Here is a 25,828-nt window from a genome sequence, read left to right as displayed (position 1 = left end):
CTCAGTCGTCCTGCTTGCCGGGCCGCGGCCAGTCGGGCTTGCTGATCTGTCGTCCCCGCGATACCGCCAGGGCATTGTCCGCCACGTCCTTGCTGATGGTGGAGCCCGCCCCCACGGTGGCACCCCGGCCGACGCTGACCGGGGCCACCAGGGCGCTGTTGGAGCCGATGAAGGCGTCATCGCCGATCTCGGTACGGTGCTTGTTGGCGCCGTCGTAGTTGCAGGTGATGGTGCCCGCCCCGACGTTGACGTCGCGGCCCAGCCGGGCATCGCCCACATAGCTCAGGTGGTTGATCTTGCTGCCCTCGCCCACCTCGACGTTCTTGGTCTCGACGAAGTTGCCCACCTTGGCACCCACCGCCAGGCGGGTGCCGGGGCGCAGCCGGGCGAAGGGACCGATGCGGTTGCGGCCGGCCGCCACGGCGCCCTCGATCACGCTGTGCGCCTCGACCACCGCCTCGGCGCCGATGTGGCTGTCACGGATCACGCAGTGGGGGCCGATACGCACCCCTTCGCCGAGTTCCACATCCCCCTCGAAGACGCAGCCCACGTCGATCTCCACGTCGTGGCCGCAGGTCAGGGTGCCGCGGACATCGATCCGGGCCGGGTCGAGCAGCGCCACTCCCTCGGTCATCAGCCGCTCGGCCTGGGCACGCTGGTAGGCCCGCTCGAGCCGCGCCATCTGCAGGCGGTTGTTGACCCCCTCGACCTCCAGCGCGTTGGCCGGCTGGACGGTGGCGATCTTCACCCCCTCGGCGGCGGCCATGGCGATGATGTCGGTGAGGTAGTACTCGCCCTGGGCGTTGTCGGCAGAGAGGCGCGGCAGCCAGCGGCGGAGCTGGGCGGCGGTCATGGCCATGATGCCGGTGTTGCACTCGCGCACCGCGCGCTCGGTCTCGGAGGCGTCCTTGTGCTCGACGATGGCCACCGCCTCGCCCGCGGCGTTGCGCAGGATGCGCCCGTAGCCGGTGGGATCCTCCAGGGTCACGGTCAGCAGCCCCAGGTGGTCGTCGTCGACCCCCTCGAGCAGCGTCGCCAGGGTCTCGCGGCGGGTCAGCGGCACGTCGCCGTAGAGCACCAGCACCTTGCCGTCGCCCAGCCCCTCCAGGGCCTGGGCCACCGCGTGGCCGGTGCCCTTCTGCTCGGCCTGGAGCGCGAAGCGCACCTCGCAGTCGGCCAGGGCCTCACGCACCTTCTCGGCGCCGTGGCCGACCACCACGTGGGTCCGCTCGGCGTCGAGGCCGCGGGCCGTCTCGATCACATGGCGCACCATGGGCTTGCCGGCCAGGCGGTGCAGCACCTTGGGGAGGGTCGAACGCATCCGGGTCCCCTGGCCCGCCGCGAGAATCACCACATCCAGCGTCATCATGACTCCTTGTCCATCATCGTCGATCACATCATTCTAGGGGGCGCGGCGCCGTCACTCCATTCATCGAGCCGCCCGGGTGCAGCGTAGAAGAGCCCCTCGTCTCACTGGACCTCCAGGCCCAGTTCCGCCACCAGCCCCTCGCCGAACCGTTCGACGAAGGCGGGGCTGACGCGGCTGCTCCAGGCACCCTCCTCCTCGCGCACGATCATCAGCACGCTGAGCCCCTGCTCGCGGGCCAGGGCCATGCCCGCCTCCTCGCCGAGCACCATCAGCGCCGTGGCCCAGGCATCCGCCCAGGCGTTGGAGGGGTGGGCCACCGACACCGAGGCCAGCCGGTGGGTGATGGGCCGCCCGGTGCGCGGGTCGAGGGTGTGGGAGAAGCGCCGGCCGTCCTGCTCGAAGTAGTTGCGATAGTCGCCGGAGGTGGCCACCGTGATGTCGTGCAGCGGCACCACGTGACGGGCCTCCTGGCGATCCTCCAGCGGCGCCTCGATGCCGATCCGCCAGGGTGCCTGCTCGGCGTCCCGGTAGCCCCGTACCCGCAGGTCGCCTCCCAGGTTGACCAGGTAGTGCTCGATCCCCTCGCCCTCCAGGAACTCCCCCACCCGGTCGGTGGCATGCCCCTTGGCCACGCCGCCCAGGTCGACGTGCAGGTCGCGCAACCGCCGCGCCTGCAGGGCGTCCGGGTCGACCTCCACCGCATCGAAGCCGACCTCGGCCAGCCGGGCCTCGAGGGTCGCGTCATCCGGCACCTCCCGGGGCCGCGCCTCGGCGCCGAAGCTCCACAGATTGACCAGGGCACCGAGGGTGGTGTCGAAGGCACCGTTGCTGGCCTCGGCCACCGCCTGGCTGATCGACAGCACCTCGATCAGCTCGTCGGAGAGCGGCTGCCACTCGCCGACCGGTGCCTGGTTGAAGGCCGAGAGCTCCGAGTCCTCGCGGTAGATCGACATGCCGGCATCGACCGCCTCGAGCACCTCGAGGATCCCCTCCTCCAGGGCCAGGGCCTGGCCCTGGGTCAGCGGGTCGGCGAGGGTCACCTGGTAGAAGCTGCCGAAGATCGCCCCCTCCAGGCGCACCGGGGAGTCGAGGGGCCGGTCGCTCTCCGAGCAGCCGGCCAGCAGCAGCGAGAGCCCCAGGAGGAGCGGCAGGGCAACGAGACGCAGGGACTTCATGATGACAGGCACTCCGTGACGGTTGAGGGCGGCGGCTACCAGAACAGCCACAGCAGCCAGGCGCCGAGCAGCAGGCGATAGACCACGAAGGGCTGCATGCCGACGCGCTTGATGACGACCAGGAAGTAATGGATGCAGAGGTAGGCACTGATGCCGGAGAGCAGGGTCCCCACGACGACGGCGGGCCAGTCGACCGTCGCGGCCTCCTGGATCAGGCCGGTGACCTCGAGGCCACCGGCCAGCACGATCACCGGGATCGACAGCAGGAAGGAGAAGCGCGCCGCGCCCTCCCGGCTCATGCCCAGCAGCAGCGCCGCGGTGATGGTGATGCCCGAGCGGGAGGTGCCGGGGATCAGTGCCAGGGCCTGGGCCAGACCGATCAGCACCACATCGCGAAGGCGCAGCTGGTACTCGCTGCGCCCGCCGCGGTGGCGCCAGTCCGCATAGCCCAGCACCAGCCCGAAACCGATCAGGCCGGCGGCGATGATCAGCGGCGAGCGCATGCCCACCTCGATGGCGTCGCGGAAGGCCAGCCCGAACACGCAGACCGGCAGGGTCGCCAGCAGCACGCCCCACGCCAGCCTGGCATCGTCGTCCATGCCACCGCCGCGCAGGGAGCCGGCCCAGCTCACGGCCATGCGCGCAAGCTCCTGGCGGAAGTAGAGCACCACGGCCGACAGGCTGCCGATATGCAGCGCCACGTCGAAGGCCAGCCCCTGGTCGTCCCAGGGCGTGAGCACCGGCACCAGGATCAGGTGGGCGGAGCTGGAGATGGGCAGGAACTCCGTCAGTCCCTGGACGATGGAGAGTACGACAACCTGTAGCCAATCCATGGGGGCTTCCCGTCAAGAGTGTGGAGACGCATGCTCCGCGCAGGCGACGCGCAGAGCATACACATCCCCCATGGCCTTGTCCGCCCCGACGGCAGGGCCACCGATCCCCGGCCACCGCCCGGCACGCGCCAGACCCGTCAATCAGACCCCGGTCAGGATCGCCGTGGCGATGCTGAAGTAGATCAGCACCCCCGAGGCGTCGATCAGGGTGGTCACCAGCGGCGCCGAGGCGGTGGCCGGGTCCCAGCCCAGGCGATCGAGCAGGAAGGGCAGGCACATGCCCAGCAGGCTACCGAACAGCACGATGGTCACCATGCTCATGGCGACCACCATGGCCACCGCCTCGCCGCCACGCATCACCCCGATGGGCGCCACGGCCAGCGCCATGGTCAGACCCAGGGAGCCGGCCACCAGCAGCTCCCGGCCCAGCAGGGTGCCCCAGTCCTTGACCCCGACGTCGCCGGTGGCCATGCCGCGCACCATCAGGGTGGCGGCCTGGGCACCGGCATTGCCGCCGCTGCCGATCAGCAGCGGCAGGAAGAACACCAGCGCCACCTGGGCGGCGATGGTGTCCTCGAAGTAGGCGATACCGGCCCCGGAGAAGAGGTTAGCGAACACCAGCAGCACCAGCCAGGTCACCCGCTTGCGATAGAGGCTCCACAGCGGCACCCGGCTGACGCCATCCTCCAGCTGGCCGATGGACATGCCCTTGTGGAAGTCCTCGGTGGCCTCCTCCTCGGCCACGTCCATGGCGTCGTCGTGGGTGACGATGCCGATCAGGCGCTCGTCGGCATCCACCACCGGCAGCGCCAGCAGGTCGTAGCGGGCCACGATCCGGGCCACCTCCTCCTGCTCCGCGTCGACGGCCATGCTGATCACGTCCTTGATCATGATGTCGTCGACCTTCGCCCCCGGGCGCGCCACCATCAGCTGGCGCAGCGACAGGGTGCCGGCCAGGCGGCCCTCGGCGTCGATGATGTAGAGCTGGTAGACCGTCTCGGCGTCGGGGGCCGTCTGGCGCACCCGCATCATCGCCTGGGAGACGGTCATGCCACTGGGGATCGCCACGTAGTCCGAGGTCATGATCGCCCCGGCGGTCCCCTCCTCGTAGCTGGCCAGGCGCTTGAGGTCCTCGCGCTCCTGGCGCGCCATGCGCCGCAGCAGGGCCTCGCGACGATCCTCGTCCAGCACCTTGAACAGGTCGGTGCGCTCATCGGAGCCCATCTCCTCGAGCAGCAGCAGCAGCGCCTCGTCGGGCATCGCCTCGGTGATCTCGAGCTGCTCCTCCCCCGGCAGGTAGCCCAGCACGTTGGCCCGCCGCTCCAGCGGCAGGCACTCCAGCAGGGCCTGGGCGACCGGCAGGTCGTCGTCCTCCTCGAGGATCTCCTCGAGGATCTCGGCGATGTCCGCCGACCGCAGCTCGGGGAGCAGCTCGCCGAGGCGCTCGTGATGCGCGTCGGCCAGCGCCGCCAGCAGCGTGTCCTTGTGTTCCTGCAGGGTCTCGTTCAGCGACATGGCATCCTCCTGACGCCGCGAGGCGCGCCGAGATGAAAGAAAACGCCCCCCGACCCCTGGCTAGCGACAGGGGGCGGGGGGCGGCGTGGCACGGCGAAGGGCAGTCTCAGCCCTTGCCGGCCTTCTTGCGCAGCTGCTGGATGGTACGCAGCTGCGCCACGGCTTCGGCGAGCTCGGCCGCGGCACGGGTGTAATCCAGTTCCGCGGACTTGTCGTTGAACGCCTTCAGCGCATGCTGTCGGGCCTCCTCGGCGGAGGCCTCGTCCAGGTCCTTGGCGCGCGATGCGGCATCGGCGAGGATGGTCACCACGTCGGGCTGCACTTCCAGGAAGCCGCCCGAGACATAGTAGTTCTCCTCACGCCCACCGTCGTGGATCACGCGGATCGGGCCAGGCTGGAGCTCGGTCAGCAGCGGAGCATGCCCCGGGAGGATGCCCAGGTCGCCCATCATGCCGGCGGCGATCACCTGCTCGACCTCGCCGGAGAAGACCGACGCCTCGGCGCTCACGATGTTGCACTTGAAGCTGTTCGCCATAGCGAAGTCCCCCTGGTGGAAAGCCTTACTTCATCTGGTTGGCTTTCTCGACGGCCTCGTCGATGGTGCCGACCATGTAGAAGGCCTGTTCCGGCAGCTCGTCATACTCGCCGTTGAGGATGCCCTGGAAGCCGCGGATGGTGTCCTTGAGGGACACGTACTTGCCGGGCGACCCGGTGAACACCTCGGCCACGAAGAACGGCTGCGACAGGAAGCGCTGGATCTTCCGCGCCCGGGACACGGCCAGCTTGTCCTCGTCGGACAGCTCGTCCATGCCCAGGATCGCGATGATGTCCTTGAGCTCCTTGTAGCGCTGCAGCACGTTCTGCACGCCGCGGGCGGTGTCGTAGTGCTCTTCGCCGACCACCAGCGGATCCAGCTGACGCGAGGTGGAGTCCAGCGGGTCGATGGCCGGGTAGATGCCCAGCTCGGCGATGGAACGCGCCAGTACCACGGTGGCGTCCAGGTGCGAGAAGGTGGTCGCCGGGGACGGGTCGGTCAGGTCATCCGCGGGCACGTAGACGGCCTGCACGGAGGTGATCGAGCCGGTCTTGGTGGAGGTAATGCGCTCCTGGAGCACACCCATCTCCTCGGCCAGGGTCGGCTGGTAGCCCACCGCGGAGGGCATGCGGCCCAGCAGGGCGGACACCTCGGTACCGGCCAGGGTGTAGCGGTAGATGTTGTCGACGAACAGCAGCACGTCACGGCCTTCATCGCGGAACTTCTCGGCGATGGTCAGGCCGGTCAGGGCCACGCGCAGGCGGTTGCCGGGCGGCTCGTTCATCTGACCGTAGACCAGCGATACCTTGTCGATAACGTTGGATTCGGTCATCTCGTGGTAGAAGTCGTTACCCTCGCGGGTACGCTCGCCCACGCCCGCGAACACCGAGTAACCGCTGTGCTCGGTGGCGATGTTGCGGATCAGCTCCATCATGTTGACGGTCTTGCCCACGCCGGCACCGCCGAACAGGCCGACCTTGCCGCCCTTGGCAAACGGGCAGACCAGGTCGATGACCTTGATGCCGGTCTCCAGCAGCTCGTTGGACGCCGCCTGGTCCGCGTAGCTCGGCGCCTTGCGGTGGATCGGCATGCGCTCCTGCTCGCCGATCTCGCCGGCCTCGTCGATGGGGCGACCCAGCACGTCCATGATGCGACCCAGGGTCTCCTTGCCCACCGGCACGGAGATGGCCGCACCGGTGTTGACCACTTCCATGCCGCGCTTCAGGCCCTCGGTGGAGCCCATGGCGATGGTACGCACCACGCCGTCGCCCAGCTGCTGCTGGACCTCGAGCACTGTCTCGACATTCGAGACGTTCAGCGCGTCGTAGACCTTGGGAACGTCGTCCCGCGGAAACTCTACGTCAATCACCGCGCCGATGATTTGTACGATACGTCCGCTCATCTTGCGATCCTCTCAAATACCTGCAAATGAAGCCTGTGTGCCGGGAGGGCCGCGCCCTCCCCGGCGCTATACGGCGGCGGCGCCCCCGACGATCTCGGAGATCTCCTGGGTGATGGCGGCCTGGCGGGCCTTGTTGTAGACCATCTCCAGGTCGTCGATCAGGCCGCCGGCGTTGTCGGTGGCATTCTTCATGGCGATCATCCGCGCGGCCTGCTCGCAGGCCGCGTTCTCGACCACCGACTGGTACACCTGCGACTCGATGAATCGAACCAGCAGGCTGTCCAGCAGCGCCTTGGCATCCGGCTCATACAGGTAGTCCCAGCTACCGGGACGCTTGTCTTCTTCGTCGTGCGACTCCGTCCCCATGTCGGGGGACAGGGGCAACAGCTGCCTGACCACCGGCTTCTGGGTCATGGTGTTGACGAACTCGTTGTACACCACGAAAAGCCGATCCAGGCGCCCCTCGTCATAGGCGTCCAGCATGACCTTCACGCTGCCGATCAGATCCTCGACCTCGGGCGACTCGCCCAGGCCGCTCTTCGCCGCGACGAGGTTGCCCCCGTAGCTCTTGAAGAAGCCGCCGGCCTTGCTGCCCAGGGCACAGAAGTCGAGCTCCGCGCCCTCGTCGCGCCATGCCTTGGCATCCCTGAGCACGGCCTTGAACAGGTTGACGTTCAGGCCGCCGCACAGGCCGCGGTCGGTGGAGACCACGATGTAGCCGACCCGCTTGACGTCACGATCGATCATGTAATCGTGCTTGTACTCGGGGTTGGCGTCGGCGATATGGGCAACGACATTACGGATCTGACGCGCGTAGGGCTGGCTGGCCTTCATCAGATCTTGCGCCTTGCGCATCTTCGACGCAGCGACCATTTCCATGGCGCTGGTGATCTTCTGCGTATTCTTGATGCTCCCGATCTGGGTGCGTATCTCTTTTGCAGCTGCCATAGCGATCTACTCCGTTCGTGGCCCTCAGAAAGCTCCTGGGCCCGCCCCGCAGGCGGGACGGGCCAGCGGGATTACCAGCTCTGAGTGGCCTTGAACTTCTCGAGACCCTCTTTCAACCCGCTCTGGATCTCGTCGTTGTAGTCGCCGGTCTGGTTGATCTTGTCGAGCAGCTCGGCATGCTCGGACTTCATGTAGTCGTGCAGGGCACGCTCGAAGTCCAGCACCTTGCTCACGTCGACGTCATCCAGGAAGCCTTCGTTGGCGGCATACAGGGTCACGCCCATCTCGGCCACGGACAGCGGCGAGTACTGCTTCTGCTTCATCAGCTCGGTGACGCGCTGGCCGTGCTCCAGCTGCTTGCGGGTGGCCTCGTCCAGGTCGGAAGCGAACTGGGAGAAGGCCGCCAGCTCGCGGTACTGGGCCAGGGCCAGGCGCACGCCGCCGCCGAGCTTCTTGATGATCTTGGTCTGGGCCGAGCCACCCACGCGGGACACCGACAGGCCGGCGTTGATGGCCGGACGGATGCCCGAGTTGAACAGGTCGGTCTCGAGGAAGATCTGACCGTCGGTGATGGAGATCACGTTGGTCGGAACGAAGGCCGAGACGTCGCCGCCCTGGGTCTCGATGATCGGCAGCGCGGTGAGCGAGCCGGTCTTGCCCTTGACCTCGCCGTTGGTGAACTTCTCGACGTAGTCGGCGTTGACGCGCGCGGCGCGCTCCAGCAGGCGGGAGTGCAGGTAGAAGACGTCACCCGGGTAGGCTTCGCGGCCCGGTGGACGACGCAGCAGCAGGGAGACCTGGCGGTAGGCCCAGGCCTGCTTGGTCAGGTCGTCATAGACGATCAGGGCGTCTTCGCCGCGGTCGCGGAAGTACTCGCCCATGGTGCAGCCGGCGTACGGGGCCAGGAACTGCATCGGGGCCGGGTCGGCAGCGCCGGCGGCAACCACGATGGTGTGCTCCATGGCGCCGTGCTCCTCGAGCTTGCGCACCACGCTGGCAATGGTCGACTGCTTCTGACCGATCGCCACGTAGATGCAGGTGACGCCCTTGCCCTTCTGGTTGATGATGGCGTCGACGGCGATGGCCGACTTGCCGATCTGGCGATCGCCGATGATCAGCTCACGCTGGCCGCGACCGATCGGCACCATGGCATCGATGGACTTCAGGCCGGTCTGGATCGGCTGGTCCACCGACTGGCGGGTGATGACGCCCGGGGCGACCTTCTCCACCGCGTCGGTGAGCTTGGCGCCCACCTCGCCCTTGCCATCGATGGGGTTGCCCAGCGGATCGACCACGCGGCCGACCAGTTCGGGACCCACCGGCACCTCGAGGATACGACCGGTACACTGGGCGGTCATGCCCTCCTCGAGCTGCAGGTAGTCGCCCAGCACCACGGCACCCACGGAGTCGCGCTCGAGGTTGAGCACCATGCCGTAGATGCTGCCGGGGAATTCGATCATCTCACCGAACATCGCCTCCTCGAGGCCGTGAATCTTCACGATGCCGTCGGAGACGCTGACGATGGTGCCCTGGTTACGGGCTTCGGATGCGACATCAAGCTTCTCGATCCGCTGCTTGATGATGTCGCTGATCTCGGAAGGATTCAGTTGCTGCATGCCATGTCCCTCAGACTCAGGCGGAAAGGGCTTCGGAGAGGCGGTTCAGTCGACCGCGTACCGACCCGTCGATGACGGTATCGCCGGCACGCAGGATGACACCGCCGAGAAGCGTCGGGTCCACCTGAGTGGTAATGGAGATTTCGCGATTCAGGCGCTTCTTGAGCGCACCGGCGAGCTTCTGCTGCTGCTTGTCGTCGAGTTCGAAGGCCGAGACCACGGTGACGTCGACACGCTTGTCATGCTCGGCGCGCAGCCGCTCGAACTGCTCGGCGATGGCCGGCAGGGCCGCCAGGCGCCCCTTGTCGCTCAGCGTATCGAGGAAGCGGCGTGCCGCGTCGTCGACGCTGGCGTCCGCCACCTCGAGCACCAGAGCCACCTTGCGCTCGTCGTCAAGCTTGGGGCTGGAGAGCAGCTTCTGCACGTCCTGGCTGGCCACGACCATGCCGACCTTGCCCAGCCACTCGGACCAGGCATCCAGCGCCTTGTGATCGCGTGCGTACTCGAATGCCGCCTTGGCGTAGGGTCGAGCGACGGTTGACGTTTCCGCCATGGATCACCTCCTCACAGTTCGGCCGCAAGCTTGTCGAGCAGCTTGCGATGGGCCTTCTCGTCGATGGAGGCTTCCAGGACACGCTCGGCACCGGTGACCGCCAGGGTGGACACCTGGGCGCGCAGCTCGTCCTTGGCGCGATTGATTTCCTGCTCGATCTCGGCACGGGCGCTGGCGACAAGACGCTCGCCTTCGGCGCGGGCCTGCTCGCGGGCTTCCTCGATCATCTGGGAAGAGCGCTTGTGGGCCTGCTCGAGGATCTGGGAGGCCTGCTCCTTGCTGTCGCGCAGGGTGGCTTCCGCCTTCTCCTGGGCGAGCTCCAGGTCACGAGAGGCACGGCTGGCCGCATCGAGGCCATCGGCGATCTTCTTCTGACGCTCGTGGAGCGCATTGCTGATCGGAGGCCACACATACTTTATGCAAAACCAGACAAAGATCGCGAAGGCGATCGTCTGCCCGATAAGCGTCATGTTGATATTCACAGGGATGTACCTCTGACTGATTCGTGGCGACCGGAAACAAGCAAACCGAGCGCGTTGCGCTCGGTGCTGTCATTAACCGGCGACGACGAAGATCAGGTACATCGCGATACCGACACCGATCATCGGCACGGCGTCGAGCAGGCCGGCCATGATGAAGGTCTTGGTCTGCAGCTGGTCACCCAGCTCCGGCTGGCGAGCGGTGGACTCGAGCAGCTTGCCGCCCAGCAGGGCGAAGCCGATACCGGTAGCCAGAGCGCCCAGACCGATGATGATGGCAGCAGCAATGTAGACCATTTCCATGATAGTACTCCTGATTTCAAGTTTTGGTTCAAGGGGTTACGGGTTAATGGAGTTGCAAGCGTTGCTCGGTTCTCAGTGGTGCTCATGCGCGGCGCTCAGGTACACGATGGAGAGCACCGTGAAGATGAAGGCCTGCAGAGTCACGACGAGGATGTGGAAGATCGCCCACGGCACGTCCAGCAGCCAGATGGCCCAGAAGGGCAGCAGGGCGATCAGGATGAAGATGACCTCACCGGCGAACATGTTGCCGAAGAGTCGCAGACCGAGGCCCAGCGGCTTGACCAGCAGGCCGATGACCTCGAGAACCAGGTTGAAGGGGATCAGCGCCCAATGGTTGAAGGGCGTCAGCGAGAGCTCCTTGGCGAAGCCGCCGGCCCCCTTGACCTTGATGCTGTAGTAGATGATCAGGAAGAACACGCCCAGCGCCATGCCCAGGGTGGCGTTGGGATCGGTGGTCGGGACGATCTTCATGTACTCGACGCCCAGGCGCGCGAAGAGCTCGGGGAAGTAGTCCACCGGAATGATCTTGAGGGTGTTCATCAGCAGGATCCACATGAACAGCGTCAGCGCCAGCGGGGCGATGACCGGATTCCTGCCGTGGAAGGCGGAGCGGGTGAGGTTCTCGATGAACTCGACGACCATCTCGACGGCGTTCTGCAGCCCGCCCGGCACGCCGGTGGTGGCCATGCGCCCGGCCTTGCGGAACAGCCAGATAAACAGCGCCCCCATGGCGATGGACCAGCCCATGGTATCCAGGTGGATCGCCCAGAAGCCCATCTCGGTGGCCTCGGCGGACGTGCTGGCCAGGGACCAGCCGTTCTGCGGGTGATAGCCGAAGGTCAGGTTCTGGAGGTGGTGCTGTATGTAATACGTCGCCGTGACTTCATTGCCTGCTGCCATGCGGTGCTTACCTCGGTTCAGGGGGTCGGCCGTTCACGCAGCAGCCAGGGAGCCAGCCAGTGCATGAGTTGAGCCGCCACATATGCGCTGAAGAAAAAAATCGGGTTTGAGGGGGGTACTGTGACGAACACCATCACGAACAGTGCCACCGTCAAACCGAACTTTCCCGCCTCCGCGCGGTAAAAATTCGCCACATACTGCCTGGCACGCCTGCCACCACGAACGCCGCCGAGCCGCCAGACGAAATAGGCCTGGGGAATCAGGCAGACCAGCCCTCCGGTCAGAGCCGACAGCAGGGAGGCAGGTCCCGAGGCCGCGGCCGCCAGCAGGGTCACCGCCAGCACCATGGCTCCCTGCAGCGCCAGCAGGCGCCGAAGGGGTGGGCGTGGCCGGGCGGGCGAGGTTCCGCGCCGGTTGCCGATCCCGCTGCCCACGTCAATCGAACCGCCCCGCCGCATCCTTGAGGGCGCAGGCAAACCACCGCGGATTATAGGGAACCCCCCCCGGGCCTTCAACCGACGTCACGCCTAATTGCCGCCCGCAACGGTCAGATTTCGACCAAAGGTGCAGGGATTGTCGACAAGTCGCGGAGCCACGCAGCGTCACTGGATGTGCTCGAGAATGCCGTCCAGCTCGTCGAGGCTGGCGTAGCGGATGGTCAGGCGACCCTTGCCGCCGCGTCCGTGCTGGATCTTCACCGGGGCGCCGAGCAGCTCGCCCAGGCGGGTCTCAAGTCGGGCCACGTCGGGGCTGGGCGACGCCTTCTCGGCCTTCTTCGGCTCCCCCGCGGCGAGGCGCTTGACCAGCGCCTCGGTGTCGCGGACGGTGAGGTCCTTGTTGACCACCTCGTGGGCCGCACGGCGCTGCTTCGCCCCGGAGAGCGCCAGCAGCGCCCGGGCGTGGCCCATGTCCAGGTCGCCGCGCTCGAGCAGGGTCTGCACCTCGGGGTCCAGCGCCAGCAGCCGCAGCAGGTTGGCGACCTGGGCGCGGGACTTGCCCACCGCGTCGGCCACCTGCTGCTGGGTGAGCGCGAACTCCTCCAGCAGCCGCTTGAGCGCCAGCGCCTCCTCCACCGGGTTGAGGTTCTCGCGCTGGATGTTCTCGATCAGCGCCAGGGCCAGGGCCACCTCGTCGCTGACCTCGCGGATCACCGCCGGGATGGTATCCAGCTCGGCCAGCTGGGCGGCACGCCAGCGCCGCTCCCCGGCGATGATCTCGTAGCGGTCCTCGCCGCTGGGGCGCACCACGATGGGCTGCATCACCCCCTGGGCACGGATCGAGTCGGCCAGTTCCTCCAGCGCCTCGGGCTGGATATCGCGGCGCGGCTGGTACTTGCCCCGGGAGAGCTGGCCCAGCGGCAGGCGCTCCAGGCGCTCGCCGGCATCGGGGGCCTGGGCGGCCGGCGCCTCCTCGTTCCCCTCGATGGCGATCTCGGGCAGGTCCAGGCTATCGCGGCGACGGGCACCGGCACCGATCAGGGCATCCAGTCCACGTCCCAGGGCGCGTTTACGCGTCATCGACATTCCCTCATCACAGCGGTTACAGCAGGATCCCCCCGGCCTACAGCGAAAGCCGGCGGATCAGCTCCTTGGCCAGCACCCGATGCGCCTGGCTGCCCCGCGAGAAGCGGGCGTACTTGGTCACCGGCAGGCCGTGGCTGGGTGCCTCGGCCACTCTCACGTTGCGCGGGATGGTGGCCTTCAGCAGGGTGTCGCCGAAGTAGTCGCGCAGCTGCTTGGTGACGTCGCGGGTCAGGCTGTTGCGGGCATCGAACATGGTACGCAGGATGCCGTAGACCTCGAGGTCGGGGTTCACGCTGTCCTTGATCTGTTCCACGGTGTCGAGCAGCGCCGAGAGCCCCTCCAGCGCGTAGAACTCGCACTGCAGCGGGATCAGCACGCCATGGGCCGCGGTGAGGCCGTTGACGGTCAGCATGTTGAGCGAGGGCGGGCAGTCGATCAGCACCACGTCGTACTCGCCGGCGACATCGGTGAGCGCACGGTCGAGGCAGCGCTCGCGGCCGGCCTCGCGATCCAGCAGCGCCACCTCGGCAGCGGTGAGGTCGCCGTTGCCGGGCAGCAGGGTGTAGCCGGCCTCGGGGCAGTCGAGGATCACCTCCGCGGCGGCCCGGTCGCCCAGCAGCACGTCCAGCACACTGCCCTCCAGCTCGTGCTTGTCCACCCCGCTGCCCATGGTGGCATGGCCCTGGGGATCCAGGTCGACCAGCAGCACGCGACGATCCAGCGCCGCCAGGCTGGCGGCGAGGTTGACGGCGGTGGTGGTCTTGCCGACCCCGCCCTTCTGATTGGTCAAGGCGATGATCTTGGTCACGGGCAACTCCCTTGCTGGGAAACACGGATTGTCATTCGGTGCTCCCCACGAGCGAACATCTCACGGGCGAGCCCGGGGGTCAGCCTGGCGCTCCAGGATCACCAGCAGCCGACTGCCGACATCGTAGGGAACCGTCAGCGTGTGTCGGGCCACCGGCACGACCTCATCCGGCACGCCGGCCAGCTCATCCTCCACCGCCGGGCCCTTCATGGCCAGCCACTGTCCGCCGGGGGCCACCAGGGGCAGCGTCAGGGAGACGAAGTCGCCCAGGCTGGCGAAGGCGCGCGAGATGACCTGGTCGAACTGTCCCGAGAACGCCTCGACCCGAGCCTGCACGGGGGTGACGTTGGTCAGGCCCAGCTCCATCACGGCCTGCCGCTGGAAGCGCACCTTCTTGCCGTTGCTGTCGAGCAGGGTGACCGCCACCTCCGGCCTGAGGATCGCCAGCACCAGTCCCGGCAGCCCCGGCCCCGCGCCCACGTCGAGCAGCGTCGGTCCGGCGATATGGGGCAGCACGGCGGCGCTGTCGAGCAGGTGGCGGGAGACCATCTCCTCGGGCGACCGTATCGCGGTGAGGTTATAGGCGCGGTTCCACTTGTGCAACAGCGCGAGCAGCGCCAGCAGGCGGCGGTGCTGTTCGGCATCGACGGGAATGGCGAGGCGTTCGAGGCCCTGGTCGAGACGCGCGGCGACGGCCGGCTCCACTGCCGTCATGCGCTGGCCGCCTTCTGGTCATCGAGCAGGCGGCGCTTCTTGAGGTGGATCAGCAGGATCGAGACCGCCGCCGGTGTGACCCCGGAGATGCGCGAGGCCTGGGCCAGGGTCTCGGGGCGCGCCTCGGCGAGCTTCTGGCGAATCTCGTGGGAGAGCCCCTCGACATGCCGGTAGTCCAGGTCAGCGGGCAGCGGCATGGCCTCGTGGCGCTTGAGCCGGTCGATCTCGTCCTGCTGGCGATCGATGTAGCCCTGGTACTTGGCCTGGATCTGCACCTGCTCGGCCACCGCCTCGTCCTCCACCGGCTCGCCGATGAGGCCGGCCAGGTCGCCATAGCCGAGTTCCGGGCGCTTGAGCAGGTCCATCAGGCTGTACTCGCGGGCCAGCGGCTTGCCGGTCTTCTCCTCGACGGAGGCCGCCGCCGCGCTGCCCGGCTGGACCCAGCTGGCCTTGAGCCGGGCGCTCTCCCGCTCGATCGCCTCGCGCTTCTCGCTGAAGGCAGCCCAGCGGGTGTCATCCACCAGGCCCAGTTCGCGGCCGGCCTCGGTGAGGCGCAGGTCGGCGTTGTCCTCGCGCAGCAGCAGGCGGTACTCGGCCCGCGAGGTGAACATGCGGTAGGGCTCCTTCGTCCCCAGGGTGATCAGGTCGTCCACCAGCACGCCCAGGTAGGCCTCGTCGCGACGCGGGCACCAGGCTTCCAGGTCCTGGGCCCGGCGGGCGGCATTGAGCCCGGCCAGCAGTCCCTGGGCGCCGGCCTCCTCGTAGCCGGTGGTGCCGTTGATCTGCCCGGCGAAGAACAGGTTGTGGATGAATTTCGTCTCCAGCGAGTGCTTCAGGTCCCGCGGGTCGAAGAAGTCGTACTCGATGGCATAGCCGGGGCGGGTGATGTGGGCGTTCTCCAGCCCCTTGATCGAGCGCACCACCTGCAGCTGCACGTCGAAGGGCAGCGAGGTGGAGATGCCGTTGGGGTAGAGCTCGTGGGTGTCCAGCCCCTCGGGCTCGACGAACACCTGGTGGCTCGCCTTGTCGGCGAAGCGGTGCACCTTGTCCTCGATGGAGGGGCAGTATCGCGGCCCGACCCCCTCGATCACGCCGGAGTACATGGGCGAACGGTCGAGGTTGGCGAGGATGATCTCGTGGGTGCGCTCGTTGGTGTGGGCGATATGGCAGCTCACCTGCCGGGGATGCTGCGCACGGTTGCCCAGGAAGGACATCACAGGGGTCGGGGTATCGCCGGGCTGCTCCTCGAGGAGCGAGAAGTCGAGGCTCCGGGCATCCAGCCGCGGCGGAGTGCCGGTCTTGAGCCGGTCGACCCGGAACGGGAGGGCCCGCAGGCGCTCGGCCAGGCGATTGGAGGGCGGGTCACCGGCACGGCCTCCGCGGCTCTGGTCGAGCCCGATGTGGATCACCCCGCCGAGGAAGGTGCCGGTGCACAGCACCACGGTCTCGCCGAGGAAGCGGATGCCGGTCTCGGTGACCACGCCGCGGACGGTGTCGCCCTCGACGACCAGGTCACCGGCGGCCTGCTGGAACAGCGTCAGGTTGGGCTGGTTCTCCAGGATGCCGCGGATGGCCGCCTTGTAGCGAACGCGATCGGCCTGGGCCCGGGTCGCTCTCACCGCCGGCCCCTTGCGGGCATTGAGCACGCGGAACTGGATGCCACCCAGGTCGGTGGCAACGCCCATGGCACCGCCCAGCGCATCGATCTCCTTGACCAGATGGCTCTTGCCGATGCCGCCGATGGCGGGATTGCAGGACATCTGGCCCAGGGTCTCGATGTTGTGGGTCAGCAGCAGGGTCTGACAGCCCATGCGGGCGGAGGCCAGGGCGGCTTCGGTTCCCGCATGGCCACCGCCGATGACGATGACGTCAAAGCGGTCGGGGTAATCCAAGGTGCACCTCGTTGGCGCCGGGCGCCTGTCTCGCGGTCAGGATGAAATCAGCCCGCCAGTATAAACCCCCTGTGGGTAATCGTCAGGGTTTTCCACATGCCGATTTCGGGTCTCCACCACGCCGGCTTCCCTATCAGTTAAAACAGAATATAAAGAGAGAAGTTCTGTTGTGGTTGTTACTACTGGTGTGGACAGTTTCCGTGGATAACTAAATAATCCAGATTATTATCAACAGGATGCATTGTTGACCAAAGCCAGGACAAGCGGGTGACTGCCTGCGGAGGGAGCCGCCGGAGCCTGTGGATGGAATCGCGACCTGTCCACAGCGTGAGGCCTGCAAGGCTTGTCCACCGGCGGCTACAAGGCTTGTGCCCGCGGCTGTGAACAACCGCCCCTGGCTGTCCACAACGCCTCTGGCATGGGGCCCCTGGGGCATTATCGCGATATCTGGCCGATCTCTTGTCCACAGGCAAAAAAAAAGGCCCTGTCGCAGTCGACAGGGCCCGATCTGGCGGCGCCGAGCGGGGGTCAGTGCTTGAGGACGCGCGCGAGGAAGCTGCGGGTGCGCTCGTCCTCGGGGGTGTCGAAGATCTTCTCGGGCGGCGCCTCCTCGGCGATCTCCCCCTTGTGGATGTAGATGACCCGGTCGGCCACCTCCCGGGCGAAGCCCATCTCGTGGGTGACGATGATCATGGTCATCCCCTCCCGCGCCAGCTCGCGCATGGCATCCAGCACCTCGCCGATCATCTCCGGGTCGAGCGCGGAGGTGGGCTCGTCGAAGAGCATCAGCCGCGGCTCCATGGCCAGCGCCCTGGCCAGCGCCACCCGCTGCTGCTGGCCGCCGGAGAGCTGGCTGGGGTACTTGGCGGCCTGGTCGCTGATGCCGACCCGTTCCAGCAGCCGCTGGGCCGTCTCCACGGCGTCGGCACGGCTCCAGCCGCGTACCTTCATGGGCGCCAGGATGACGTTGTCGAGCACGCTGAGGTGCGGGAAGAGGTTGAACTGCTGGAACACCATGCCCACCTCGGTGCGGATCTTCTGCAGCGCCTTGCCGCTCTTGCCGTGGGGGGTGAGCTCGTTGCCGTCCACCTCGATGTGGCCGTCCTGGAATTCCTCCAGGCCGTTGATGCAGCGGATCAGCGTCGACTTGCCGGAGCCGCTGGCGCCGATGACCACGACCACCTCGCCGGTAGCTACCTCGAGGTCGATGTCCTGGAGCACGTGCAGGCTGCCGAAGTGCTTGTTGACCTTCTCCATGCGCACGATGGGAGCGGTCGAGTTCTCGTTCTGTGTCATGCGTGGGCTCCCTCTCATTGGCCGACCAGGCCGCGCTTCTCGAGCTGGCGCAGCAGCAGCGACAGGCTCCAGGTGATGGCCAGGTACATCAGTGCCACCATGAAGTAGACCTCCAGGGCGGTGAAGGTGGTGGCGATGTAGATCTGCCCCTGGCGGACCAGCTCGCCGACGCCGATCACCGAGAACAGCGAGGTGTCCTTGATGCTGATGATCCCCTGGTTGCCCAGCGGCGGGATCATGCGGCGGAAGGCCTGGGGCCAGATCACGTAGCGGAAGGCCTGGGTGCGGGATAGCCCCAGCGACAGCGAGGCTTCGCGCTGGCCGCGCTCGATGGACTGCACCCCGCCGCGCACCACCTCGGAGATGTAGGCGCCGGAGTTGACCGCGATGGCGGCGATGCCTGCGGTCAGGGCGTTGATGGGGCCGCCCAGCAGCTGGGGCAGGCCATAGAAGATGAACAGCACCTGCACCAGGATGGGCGTGCCGCGGAACACCTCGATGTAGACGATGGCCGGCAGGCGCAGCAGGCGTGACGGGCTGATGCGCATCAGCCCGAAGATGATGCCGATGACAAACCCGATGGCCAGACCGCCGAAGGAGATCAGCAGGGTCCAGGGAATGCCCGGCAGCAGGTGTGGGATCGAGCGGAACGCGGCCGCCCAGTCGAATTGAAAGGTCACTTCCACGGGCGTCTCTCCGGGATAGCTGGAAACGACGCGGGGCCGGGAGGCAGTACCGCCCGGCCCCGCTGGTCATCCCGCCATGGCGGGAGGTTCAGGGCACATCGGGGATTCAATCTTCCTCGGGTGCCTCGCCGAACCACTTCTCGTAGAGCTCGGCGTAGGTGCCGTCCTCGCGCATCTCGGCGAGCGCCTCGTTGACCGGCTCGACCCACTGGCTGCCCTTGTGGAAGACGATGCCGTACTGCTGGCCCTCGTAGAGAGGCCCCACCACCTTGGTGCGGCCTTCGCCACGGGTCTGGGAGAAGTAGGCCACGTTGGGGGCATCGTAGAAGGCGGCATCGACGTTGCGGCCGAGCAGCGCCATGTACATGTCGCTGTTGCCCGGGTAGGGGGTGATGTCCGCGCTGTCGCCCAGGTTCTCCTGGAGGAAGTCGTAGCTGGTGGAGCCGATGCGGGTGGCCACCGCGAGGCCCGCGAGGTCCTCGAGGGTCTCGACGCTGTCGTTGTCGGCACGCACGATGATGCGCAGGCCGGAGTCGTAGTAGGGATCCGAGAAGTCGACGATCTCGGCGCGCTCCTCGGTGATGGTCACGCCGGCGATGGCGATTTCCTGGCTGCCGGTCTGCACGGCGGGGATGATGCCGGCGAACTCCATGGTAGTCAGGTTGATCTCGAACCCGGCACGCTCGGCGAGTTCGTTGATCATGTCCATGTCGAAGCCGATCATCTCGCCGGTCTCGGGATCCATCATCTCGAAGGGCACGAAGCTCGGGTCGGTGACGACGTTGACGGTGGGATTCTGGGCGCTGGCCGAGGCGGATATGCCGAGGCCGAGTGCCAGGGCGGCGGCCAGCGTGGATTGCTTCAGCCGCGGTGAAGCGCAGGTGGATGCTTTCATGAGACTCCCCGTTCTTGGGTATTTTCTGATGGGATTCGCCTTTTCAACCTTGGCGAGAATCCCCCAGAGCGTCAAGTCGGGGCTGTCAGCGCTGCGCGGGAAGCGATCACACCATGAAGGAGGCGCCACAGCCGCAGGTGGTGGTGGCGTTGGGGTTCTGCACCAGGAAGCGGGCGCCGGCGAGCCCCTCCTCGAAGTCCACCGTGGAGCCGACCAGGTACTGGTAGGAGAGCGGGTCGACCACCAGGGCCACCTCACCGAACTCGATCACGGTGTCATCCTCGGCGACCTCCTCGGAGAAATCGAAGCCGTACTGGAAGCCCGAGCAGCCGCCGCCGGTCACGAAGACCCGCAGCTTGAGGTGGCTGTTGCCCTCCTCCTCGATCAGCGACTGGAGCCGCGTCCGGGCGCTGTCGGAGAGCAGCAGGGGCGTGGGAACAAAGGATTCGGCACCGCTCATGGAGAGCTCCCTGAAGGGAAATGGGGATTTCGATCGACCATTATCCCCAATCCCCAGCAAAAGGGTCAACTTTTGCTGGGGGAGAAGGTGAGCGGGATTCAGGGCATCAGCGCCGGGGCGGCGAGGCCGGCGTTCTCGGCGAAGCCGAACATCAGGTTGAGGTTCTGGATCGCCTGGCCGGAGGCGCCCTTGACCAGGTTGTCGATCACCGCCAGCACCACCACGGTGTCGCCGTTGCCCGGGCGGTGCACGGCGATGCGGCAGAGGTTGGCGCCCTTGACGCTGCGGGTCTCCGGGTGGCTGCCGGCGGGCATCACATCCACGAAGGGCTCGTCGGCGAAGCGCCGCTCGAAGAGCGCCTGCAGGTCGCCCGGCTCGCCCGTGAGCCGCCCGTAGAGGGTGGCATGGATGCCGCGGATCATCGGGGTCAGGTGGGGCACGAAGGTCAGCCCCACCGGGCCGCCGGCGGCGTCGCCCAGGCCCTGGCGGATCTCCGGCAGGTGGCGGTGGCCGGCGGCGCCGTAGGCCTTCATCGACTCGCTGGCCTCGGCCAGCAGCGAGGGGACCTTGGCGCCGCGCCCGGCGCCGGTGACCCCGGACTTGCAGTCGGCGATGACGTGGTCCGCATCGATCAGGCCGGCCTCGAGCAGCGGCAGCATGCCGAGCTGGACGGCGGTGGGATAGCAGCCGGGCACGGCGATCAGCCGGGCCTCGCGGATCCTGTCGCGGTTCACCTCCGGCAGGCCGTAGACCGCCTCGCCGAGCAGCGCCGGTGCGCCGTGGGGCTGGCCGTACCACTCGGCCCACTCCTCGGCGTCGCGCAGGCGGAAGTCCGCGGAGAGATCGATCACCCGGGTGCCGCGCTCGAGGAGCTCGCCGGCCAGGGCGTGGGCCACGCCATGGGGCGTGGCGAAGAAGACCGCGTCGCAGGCGCCCAGGCGGTCGGCATCCGGCTCGCTGAACGCCAGGTCGTCGTAGTGGCCACGCAGGTTGGGGTACATCTCGGCGACCCCCATGCCCGCCTCGGAGCGGGAGGTGATGGCCTCCACCTCCACCTCGGGATGCTGGGCCAGCAGCCTGAGCAGTTCGACCCCGGTGTATCCGGTGCCGCCGACGATTCCGACCTTGATCACGTTCCACTCCTTCCGCCTGGTCTCGGGCTGGGCTCGGTTGTGACGAATATGATACACAAGAAGGCGGGGGCCGACCCATAGGCTCCAGGAAGCTGTGCAGTCCTGCCGGGGGACGAGGGGCGCCGGGGACAGGCCGAAGAGGAGGTCCTATGCCAGGGATGGCATCGGTAGCGCCCAGGGATGGGTTCACAGCGCCTCCTCGAAGGCCTGTCGACGGATCAGCCCCGAGTCAACACCAGCGGTGACAGTGCAGGCCATGGAACCGGTAGAACAGGACTCTTGCCGTGCCGCGTTTCTCACTACCCGACCTCAGCCTGGAGGGCTTTCGCCAGCGCCTGGCCAACGTCGATGCCCTGCCCCAGCTCTGCGTGCTGGGCGTGGTCTCGGGGCTGATCACCGGCGGGTTCATGGTGGGGTTCCGGCTGCTGCTCGACCTGGGCGGGCTGGCCTTCATGCCCGGGGGTGATCCCGAGGCCTTCGAGGGGCTCTCGCCGCTGGTGCGATCCCTGCTGCCGATCCTGGCGGTCATCCTCGTCGGCGTGCTGCTGTGGCGTCAGCCCCAGGCGGCACGCAAGCTGGGCGTGGGCCATGTGGTGGAGCGCCTGACCTACCACCAGGGGCGTTTTCCGCTGCGCAACTGGCTCAACCAGTGGTGGGTCGGCGTGGTCACGGTGCTGGGCGGCCTCTCTGCCGGCCGCGAGGGGCCGGCGATCCATCTCGGCGCCGCCGCCTCCAGCGGCCTCGGCCAGCAGCTGCGCCTGCCCCACAACAGCCTGCGGGTGCTGGTGGCCTGCGGCACCGCGGCGGGGATCTCCGCCTCCTTCAACACGCCCATCGCCGGCGTCATCTTCGCCATGGAAGTGGTGATGATGGAGTACACCATCGCCGGTTTCATGCCGGTGATCCTCGCCTCCACCATGGGAGCCGTGGTGGCCCAGCTGGTCTATGGCTCCGAGCCCGCCTTCCAGGTGCCCACGGTGAGCCTGGGTTCCCTCTCCAACCTGCCCTGGCTGGTGGTGACGGCGCTGGTGATCGGCCTGCTGGCCGGGCTCTTCATCCACGTGGCGCGCAGTGCCTGGATCACCCGGCTGCCGGTGTGGCTGCGCCTCTCGCTGGTGGCCGTGGCCACGGCCGGCGTGGCCTGGTGGTATCCCGAGGTCCAGGGCATCGGCTATGACAGCCTGAGCGCCTCGCTGACCGGTGACCTGGCGGTGGACGTGCTGCTGGCGCTGGTGGTGGCCAAGCTGCTGCTCACGGCGATCACCGTGGCCAGCGGCATCCCCATCGGCATCATCGGCCCGGTGCTGGTGATCGGTGCCGCGGCGGGGGCGCTGATGGGGCTGCTCGGCGGCTGGATCTGGCCCGCGCGGGGCGCGGATCCGGGGGTCTATGCCATGCTCGGCATGGCGGCGATGATGGGGGCGGTGCTGCAGGCGCCGCTGGCGGCCCTGATGGCCCTGCTCGAGCTGACCCACAACCCCAACATCATCCTGCCCGGCATGCTGGCGGTGGTGGTCTCCGGGCTCACCTCCCGCCAGCTGTGTCGCTGCGACGGCTTCTTCATCAGCACCACCCGCCATGGCCTGCATCCGCTCCAGCAGCCGCTGATGCAGGCGCTGTCGCGGGTCTCCGTGCCGGCGGTGATGGAGCGCAGCCTGGTCCGCACGCCGCGCCTGGTGAGCCGCGACCGGGCCCGGGCCCTGCTCGAGGCGAATCCGGTCTGGGTGCTGATCGAGCGCTCCCGCGACGACAAGCCGACCCTGGCGCTGAAGGCGGCGGACCTGGCCCGCTGGCTCATGGAGGACGAGTCCCGAAATGCCGAGGTGGAGGTCGACGAGGCGCCGTTGATCGACCTGCTGGAGATCCCCGGGGTGCGGCTGGAGATGGCGCCCATCCACCTGCAGGCCACCCTCTCTGAGGCCTTCGAACGGCTCAATGACCAGGCGGTGGATGCGCTCTACGTGGAGCATGGCAACCGCCCGAAACAGAAGCGGATTTCCGGTATCATCACGCGTGGCGCCATCGAGCGCTACTACCGTCTCAGCGACTAGTGCCACCCGCCCGGGGCACCGGCCACGTGCCCCTTCCTGCCGAGGAGCCCTCATGTATCTGTCGATCAAGGCCCTGCACCTCATTGCCATGGTCACCTGGTTTGCCGCGCTCTTCTACCTGCCGCGGCTCTATGTCTACCACGCCATGGCGCGCGACCGCGGCGAGCAGCAGGCCATCGACCACTTCCTGGTGATGGAGCGCAAGCTCTACCGCGGGATCATGACGCCCTCGATGGTCGCCGTACTGCTGTTCGGCGGCGTGATGCTCTACCAGATGCCCTTCTGGCTGAGCCAGGGGTGGCTGCACGCCAAGCTGTTGCTGGTGGCGCTGCTGGTGGCCTACCACCATGTCTGCCTGATCTACCTAAAGCAGTTCCGCGAGGGACGCTGCACCAGGAGCCACGTGTTCTTCCGCTGGTTCAACGAGCTGCCGGTCATCGCCCTGCTGGTGATCGTCTTCCTGGCCGTGCTGAAGCCCTTCTGATGGCCGACGAGACCTCCCTCACCCGACACCTGCCGGCGGTGCTGGTGCTCGCCGGCCATGACCCCACCGGGGGAGCCGGCCTGGTGGCCGATGCCGAGGCGATCGCCGCCTGCGGCGGCTGGGCGCTGACCATCCCCACGGCGTTGACCGTGCAGAACTGCCGGGATGTCACGGCGGTGTTCCCCGGCGATCCCGATGCCATGCGTGCCATGGCGGCCGCCCTTGGCGAGTTCGAGATCGCCGCCATCAAGGTCGGCCTGGTGGCCGACCTGGCGACCCTGGACGCGGTCACCGACATCGTGCGGCGCTTTCCCGGGGTGCCGCTGGTGGTGGACCCGGTGCTGCGGGCCGGCGGCGGCGGTGAGTTATCCACAGCCGAGCTGGTGGACGCGTGCCGGTCCCGCCTCCTTCCTCTTGTGGATATCCTGACGCCCAACCGGCACGAGCTGCGCCGGCTGTCGGTCTCGGAGGAAGAGGACACCGAACGCGCCGTGGAGCTGATGACGCTGGGCTGTCAGGCGGTGCTGGTGACCGGCACGGATTCGCCGGCTGCCGGTACCCCCGGAGACCGAGTGGCCCACACGCTGCATACCCCCGACCAGAGTCGCCAGTGGTCCTGGCCGCGGCTACAGGGCAGTTTCCATGGGTCCGGCTGCACCCTGGCAGCGGCGCTGGCGGCGCGGCTGGCGGCAGGCGAGTCGCTGGTGGCTGCCTGCGAGCAGGCCCAGGCCTTTACCTGGCAGGCCCTGGCCCACGGCTGGCGACCCGGCAGCGACCAGGCCCTGCCGCGGCGTCTCTGGCAGCTGCCCTCGCCGGCCGAACCACGCTGGGCTCGCCCCGATGCATGAGGGCGGGCTGGCCATCGCGTGCCCCAGCATCGAGAATGGGGGCAACGGGAGAACCATGAAAAGGTTATCCAGAGAATTATCCACATGCTTTTCGAGGACCCGATCCACATGACCACATCCGCACAGCTCTTCGAACAGGCCTGCCGGCACATCCCGGGTGGCGTCAACTCTCCGGTGCGCGCCTTCAAGGGACTGGAGCGTCCACCGGTGTTCATGGAGCGTGCCCGGGGTGCCTACCTCTTCGACGTCGAGGGCAAGCGCTACGTCGACTACGTCGGCTCCTGGGGGCCGATGATCACCGGCCATGCCGATCCGGAGGTGCTGGAGGCGGTTCGCAGCCGCCTGGATCACGGCCTGTCGTTCGGTACCCCCACGGCCATCGAGACCACCATGGCCGACCTGATCTGCGAGATCATCCCCTCCATCGAGATGGTGCGGATGACCAGTTCCGGGACCGAGGCCACCATGTCGGCGATCCGCCTGGCCCGCGGGGTCACCGGCCGCGACAAGATCGTCAAGTTCGAGGGCAACTACCATGGCCACTCCGACTCCCTGCTGGTCAAGGCCGGTTCCGGCGCCCTGACCCACGGCGAGCCCAGTTCGCCCGGCGTGCCGGCGTCCCTGGCCGAGCACACCGTCACCCTGCCCTACAACGATCTGGATGCCGTGGAGCAGTGCTTCGAGGAGATCGGTGACCAGATCGCCTGCATCATCGTCGAGCCGGTGGCCGGCAACATGAACTGCATTCCCCCGCAGCCGGGCTTCCTGGAGACCCTGCGCAAGCTGTGCGATGCCCATGACAGCGTGCTGATCTTCGACGAGGTCATGACCGGCTTCCGGGTCGCCCTGGGCGGTGCCCAGGCCCACTACGGCATCCACCCCGACCTCACCTGCCTGGGCAAGATCGTCGGTGGCGGCATGCCGGTGGGGGCCTTCGGGGGCAGCGAGGCGATCATGTCCAACATCTCGCCGCTGGGGCCGGTCTACCAGGCGGGGACCCTGTCGGGGAATCCCCTGGCCATGGCCGCCGGCATCGCCCTGCTCACCAAGCTGCGCCAGCCCGGCTTCCATGATGCCCTGGCCCAGCGCGTGGAGACCCTCTGCCACGGGCTTGAGGAGCGTGCCGATGCCGCTGGCGTCGACATGATCACCCAGCGTGCCGGGGGCATGTTCGGGCTCTTCTTCACCCGCCAGAGTCGGGTCGACAACTTCGCCCAGGCCACGGCCTGCGACGCCGGCGCCTTCCGGCGCTTCTTCTCGGCGATGCTCGACGAGGGGGTCTACCTGGCACCCTCGGCCTACGAGGCGGGGTTCATGTCCAGTGCCCATGCGCCTGAGGACATCCAGCTGACCCTGGATGCGGCCGAGAAGGCCTTCGTGACCATGCAGCAGGCGTGACCGTCGCCTGAC

General features: G+C 67.6%; 26 protein-coding genes. 4 read left to right on the top strand and 22 right to left on the bottom strand.

Features of this window, described 5'->3' with window-relative positions; all coding sequences use genetic code 11:
• Position 1: 1 nt before the first annotated feature.
• The 22 genes from glmU to argC form a co-directional block, all read right to left on the bottom strand.
• Positions 2–1,366 carry a bifunctional UDP-N-acetylglucosamine diphosphorylase/glucosamine-1-phosphate N-acetyltransferase GlmU gene (gene glmU, locus BDK63_RS03390; protein ID WP_183330013.1) on the bottom strand — a complete coding sequence of 455 codons (1,365 nt, stop codon included), beginning with the start codon at positions 1,364–1,366 and terminating at the stop codon, positions 2–4.
• A 104-nt stretch (positions 1,367–1,470) separates the two neighbouring features.
• Positions 1,471–2,544, bottom strand: coding sequence for an FAD:protein FMN transferase (locus BDK63_RS03385; protein ID WP_183329920.1), 1,074 nt, complete (start codon positions 2,542–2,544; stop codon positions 1,471–1,473).
• 35 nt (positions 2,545–2,579) lie between these two features.
• Positions 2,580–3,377: an undecaprenyl-diphosphate phosphatase gene (locus BDK63_RS03380; protein ID WP_183329919.1), complete on the bottom strand. Its 798-nt coding sequence runs from the start codon at positions 3,375–3,377 to the stop codon at positions 2,580–2,582.
• Positions 3,378–3,518: 141 nt separating this feature from the next.
• Positions 3,519–4,892, bottom strand: coding sequence for a magnesium transporter (mgtE, locus tag BDK63_RS03375; RefSeq protein WP_183329918.1), 1,374 nt, complete (start codon positions 4,890–4,892; stop codon positions 3,519–3,521).
• 106 nt (positions 4,893–4,998) lie between these two features.
• The gene (locus tag BDK63_RS03370) at positions 4,999–5,427 is read right to left on the bottom strand and encodes a F0F1 ATP synthase subunit epsilon (protein WP_183329917.1); all 429 of its coding nucleotides are present in this window, start codon (positions 5,425–5,427) and stop codon (positions 4,999–5,001) included.
• A gap of 25 nt (positions 5,428–5,452) precedes the next feature.
• A complete protein-coding gene (gene atpD, locus BDK63_RS03365; RefSeq protein ID WP_183329916.1) occupies positions 5,453–6,829 on the bottom strand; it encodes a F0F1 ATP synthase subunit beta in 1,377 nt (458 codons plus the stop codon).
• Between the two features lie 66 nt (positions 6,830–6,895).
• Complete coding sequence (gene atpG, locus BDK63_RS03360) at positions 6,896–7,777, bottom strand: F0F1 ATP synthase subunit gamma (protein WP_183329915.1); 882 nt, start codon at positions 7,775–7,777, stop codon at positions 6,896–6,898.
• 71 nt (positions 7,778–7,848) lie between these two features.
• Positions 7,849–9,393 (bottom strand): F0F1 ATP synthase subunit alpha, encoded by a 1,545-nt coding sequence (gene atpA / locus BDK63_RS03355; RefSeq protein ID WP_183329914.1) that lies wholly within the window; start codon positions 9,391–9,393, stop codon positions 7,849–7,851.
• 16 nt (positions 9,394–9,409) lie between these two features.
• A complete protein-coding gene (locus BDK63_RS03350) occupies positions 9,410–9,946 on the bottom strand; it encodes a F0F1 ATP synthase subunit delta (RefSeq protein ID WP_183329913.1) in 537 nt (178 codons plus the stop codon).
• Between the two features lie 11 nt (positions 9,947–9,957).
• Positions 9,958–10,428, bottom strand: a complete 471-nt coding sequence (locus tag BDK63_RS03345) for a F0F1 ATP synthase subunit B (RefSeq protein WP_183329912.1) — start codon at positions 10,426–10,428, stop codon at positions 9,958–9,960.
• 72 nt (positions 10,429–10,500) lie between these two features.
• On the bottom strand, positions 10,501–10,728 hold the full coding sequence (gene atpE / locus BDK63_RS03340) for a F0F1 ATP synthase subunit C (protein ID WP_089682691.1): 228 nt from the start codon (positions 10,726–10,728) through the stop codon (positions 10,501–10,503).
• A 72-nt stretch (positions 10,729–10,800) separates the two neighbouring features.
• Positions 10,801–11,628: a F0F1 ATP synthase subunit A gene (gene atpB, locus BDK63_RS03335; RefSeq protein WP_183329911.1), complete on the bottom strand. Its 828-nt coding sequence runs from the start codon at positions 11,626–11,628 to the stop codon at positions 10,801–10,803.
• A gap of 17 nt (positions 11,629–11,645) precedes the next feature.
• Entirely contained in the window at positions 11,646–12,086 is a 441-nt protein-coding gene (locus tag BDK63_RS03330) for an ATP synthase subunit I (protein WP_183329910.1), read from the bottom strand.
• A 144-nt stretch (positions 12,087–12,230) separates the two neighbouring features.
• Entirely contained in the window at positions 12,231–13,145 is a 915-nt protein-coding gene (locus BDK63_RS03325; RefSeq protein WP_183329909.1) for a ParB/RepB/Spo0J family partition protein, read from the bottom strand.
• 43 nt (positions 13,146–13,188) lie between these two features.
• Positions 13,189–13,959: a ParA family protein gene (locus tag BDK63_RS03320; RefSeq protein ID WP_183329908.1), complete on the bottom strand. Its 771-nt coding sequence runs from the start codon at positions 13,957–13,959 to the stop codon at positions 13,189–13,191.
• A 60-nt stretch (positions 13,960–14,019) separates the two neighbouring features.
• A complete protein-coding gene (gene rsmG / locus BDK63_RS03315; protein WP_183329907.1) occupies positions 14,020–14,673 on the bottom strand; it encodes a 16S rRNA (guanine(527)-N(7))-methyltransferase RsmG in 654 nt (217 codons plus the stop codon).
• Positions 14,670–16,565 (bottom strand): tRNA uridine-5-carboxymethylaminomethyl(34) synthesis enzyme MnmG, encoded by a 1,896-nt coding sequence (gene mnmG, locus BDK63_RS03310; RefSeq protein ID WP_183329906.1) that lies wholly within the window; start codon positions 16,563–16,565, stop codon positions 14,670–14,672. The genes rsmG and mnmG overlap by 4 nt, the downstream gene beginning before the upstream one ends.
• A gap of 528 nt (positions 16,566–17,093) precedes the next feature.
• On the bottom strand, positions 17,094–17,861 hold the full coding sequence (locus tag BDK63_RS03305) for an amino acid ABC transporter ATP-binding protein (protein WP_221202492.1): 768 nt from the start codon (positions 17,859–17,861) through the stop codon (positions 17,094–17,096).
• Positions 17,862–17,875: 14 nt separating this feature from the next.
• A complete protein-coding gene (locus BDK63_RS03300; protein WP_183329905.1) occupies positions 17,876–18,547 on the bottom strand; it encodes an ABC transporter permease subunit in 672 nt (223 codons plus the stop codon).
• 106 nt (positions 18,548–18,653) lie between these two features.
• Positions 18,654–19,442: a transporter substrate-binding domain-containing protein gene (locus BDK63_RS03295; RefSeq protein WP_183329904.1), complete on the bottom strand. Its 789-nt coding sequence runs from the start codon at positions 19,440–19,442 to the stop codon at positions 18,654–18,656.
• Between the two features lie 106 nt (positions 19,443–19,548).
• Positions 19,549–19,902: an iron-sulfur cluster insertion protein ErpA gene (erpA, locus tag BDK63_RS03290; RefSeq protein WP_183329903.1), complete on the bottom strand. Its 354-nt coding sequence runs from the start codon at positions 19,900–19,902 to the stop codon at positions 19,549–19,551.
• A 98-nt stretch (positions 19,903–20,000) separates the two neighbouring features.
• Positions 20,001–21,035 carry an N-acetyl-gamma-glutamyl-phosphate reductase gene (argC, locus tag BDK63_RS03285; protein ID WP_183329902.1) on the bottom strand — a complete coding sequence of 345 codons (1,035 nt, stop codon included), beginning with the start codon at positions 21,033–21,035 and terminating at the stop codon, positions 20,001–20,003.
• A 284-nt stretch (positions 21,036–21,319) separates the two neighbouring features.
• Between argC and BDK63_RS03280 the strand changes: the two genes are divergently transcribed.
• The 4 genes from BDK63_RS03280 (at position 21,320) to hemL (ending at position 25,816) form a co-directional block, all read left to right on the top strand.
• Positions 21,320–23,086: a chloride channel protein gene (locus BDK63_RS03280; protein WP_183329901.1), complete on the top strand. Its 1,767-nt coding sequence runs from the start codon at positions 21,320–21,322 to the stop codon at positions 23,084–23,086.
• A gap of 52 nt (positions 23,087–23,138) precedes the next feature.
• Entirely contained in the window at positions 23,139–23,570 is a 432-nt protein-coding gene (gene hemJ, locus BDK63_RS03275; RefSeq protein WP_183329900.1) for a protoporphyrinogen oxidase HemJ, read from the top strand.
• Complete coding sequence (gene thiD / locus BDK63_RS03270) at positions 23,570–24,418, top strand: bifunctional hydroxymethylpyrimidine kinase/phosphomethylpyrimidine kinase (RefSeq protein WP_183329899.1); 849 nt, start codon at positions 23,570–23,572, stop codon at positions 24,416–24,418. Before hemJ ends, thiD begins: the two co-directional genes overlap by 1 nt.
• Positions 24,419–24,526: 108 nt before the next feature.
• Positions 24,527–25,816: a glutamate-1-semialdehyde 2,1-aminomutase gene (gene hemL, locus BDK63_RS03265; RefSeq protein ID WP_183329898.1), complete on the top strand. Its 1,290-nt coding sequence runs from the start codon at positions 24,527–24,529 to the stop codon at positions 25,814–25,816.
• Positions 25,817–25,828 lie beyond the last annotated feature (12 nt).

Origin of the sequence: Halomonas campaniensis (assembly GCF_014193375.1) — a bacterium.
Classification (GTDB): domain Bacteria; phylum Pseudomonadota; class Gammaproteobacteria; order Pseudomonadales; family Halomonadaceae; genus Halomonas; species Halomonas campaniensis.
The sequence above is the reverse complement of the archived record's forward strand: the minus strand, read 5'-3'. Positions and strand labels throughout refer to the sequence as shown.

Bases quoted from the DNA above. Each gene is read 5' to 3' on its own strand.
- glmU (WP_183330013.1), bottom strand. From the start codon at position 1,366: ATGACGCTGGATGTGGTGATTCTCGCGGCGGGCCAGGGGACCCGGATG.
- BDK63_RS03385 (WP_183329920.1), bottom strand. From the start codon at position 2,544: ATGAAGTCCCTGCGTCTCGTTGCCCTGCCGCTCCTCCTGGGGCTCTCG.
- BDK63_RS03380 (WP_183329919.1), bottom strand. From the start codon at position 3,377: ATGGATTGGCTACAGGTTGTCGTACTCTCCATCGTCCAGGGACTGACG.
- mgtE (WP_183329918.1), bottom strand. From the start codon at position 4,892: ATGTCGCTGAACGAGACCCTGCAGGAACACAAGGACACGCTGCTGGCG.
- BDK63_RS03370 (WP_183329917.1), bottom strand. From the start codon at position 5,427: ATGGCGAACAGCTTCAAGTGCAACATCGTGAGCGCCGAGGCGTCGGTC.
- atpD (WP_183329916.1), bottom strand. From the start codon at position 6,829: ATGAGCGGACGTATCGTACAAATCATCGGCGCGGTGATTGACGTAGAG.
- atpG (WP_183329915.1), bottom strand. From the start codon at position 7,777: ATGGCAGCTGCAAAAGAGATACGCACCCAGATCGGGAGCATCAAGAAT.
- atpA (WP_183329914.1), bottom strand. From the start codon at position 9,393: ATGCAGCAACTGAATCCTTCCGAGATCAGCGACATCATCAAGCAGCGG.
- BDK63_RS03350 (WP_183329913.1), bottom strand. From the start codon at position 9,946: ATGGCGGAAACGTCAACCGTCGCTCGACCCTACGCCAAGGCGGCATTC.
- atpE (WP_089682691.1), bottom strand. From the start codon at position 10,728: ATGGAAATGGTCTACATTGCTGCTGCCATCATCATCGGTCTGGGCGCT.
- atpB (WP_183329911.1), bottom strand. From the start codon at position 11,628: ATGGCAGCAGGCAATGAAGTCACGGCGACGTATTACATACAGCACCAC.
- BDK63_RS03330 (WP_183329910.1), bottom strand. From the start codon at position 12,086: ATGCGGCGGGGCGGTTCGATTGACGTGGGCAGCGGGATCGGCAACCGG.
- BDK63_RS03325 (WP_183329909.1), bottom strand. From the start codon at position 13,145: ATGACGCGTAAACGCGCCCTGGGACGTGGACTGGATGCCCTGATCGGT.
- rsmG (WP_183329907.1), bottom strand. From the start codon at position 14,673: ATGACGGCAGTGGAGCCGGCCGTCGCCGCGCGTCTCGACCAGGGCCTC.
- BDK63_RS03305 (WP_221202492.1), bottom strand. From the start codon at position 17,861: ATGACACAGAACGAGAACTCGACCGCTCCCATCGTGCGCATGGAGAAG.
- BDK63_RS03295 (WP_183329904.1), bottom strand. From the start codon at position 19,442: ATGAAAGCATCCACCTGCGCTTCACCGCGGCTGAAGCAATCCACGCTG.
- erpA (WP_183329903.1), bottom strand. From the start codon at position 19,902: ATGAGCGGTGCCGAATCCTTTGTTCCCACGCCCCTGCTGCTCTCCGAC.
- hemJ (WP_183329900.1), top strand. From the start codon at position 23,139: ATGTATCTGTCGATCAAGGCCCTGCACCTCATTGCCATGGTCACCTGG.
- thiD (WP_183329899.1), top strand. From the start codon at position 23,570: ATGGCCGACGAGACCTCCCTCACCCGACACCTGCCGGCGGTGCTGGTG.
- hemL (WP_183329898.1), top strand. From the start codon at position 24,527: ATGACCACATCCGCACAGCTCTTCGAACAGGCCTGCCGGCACATCCCG.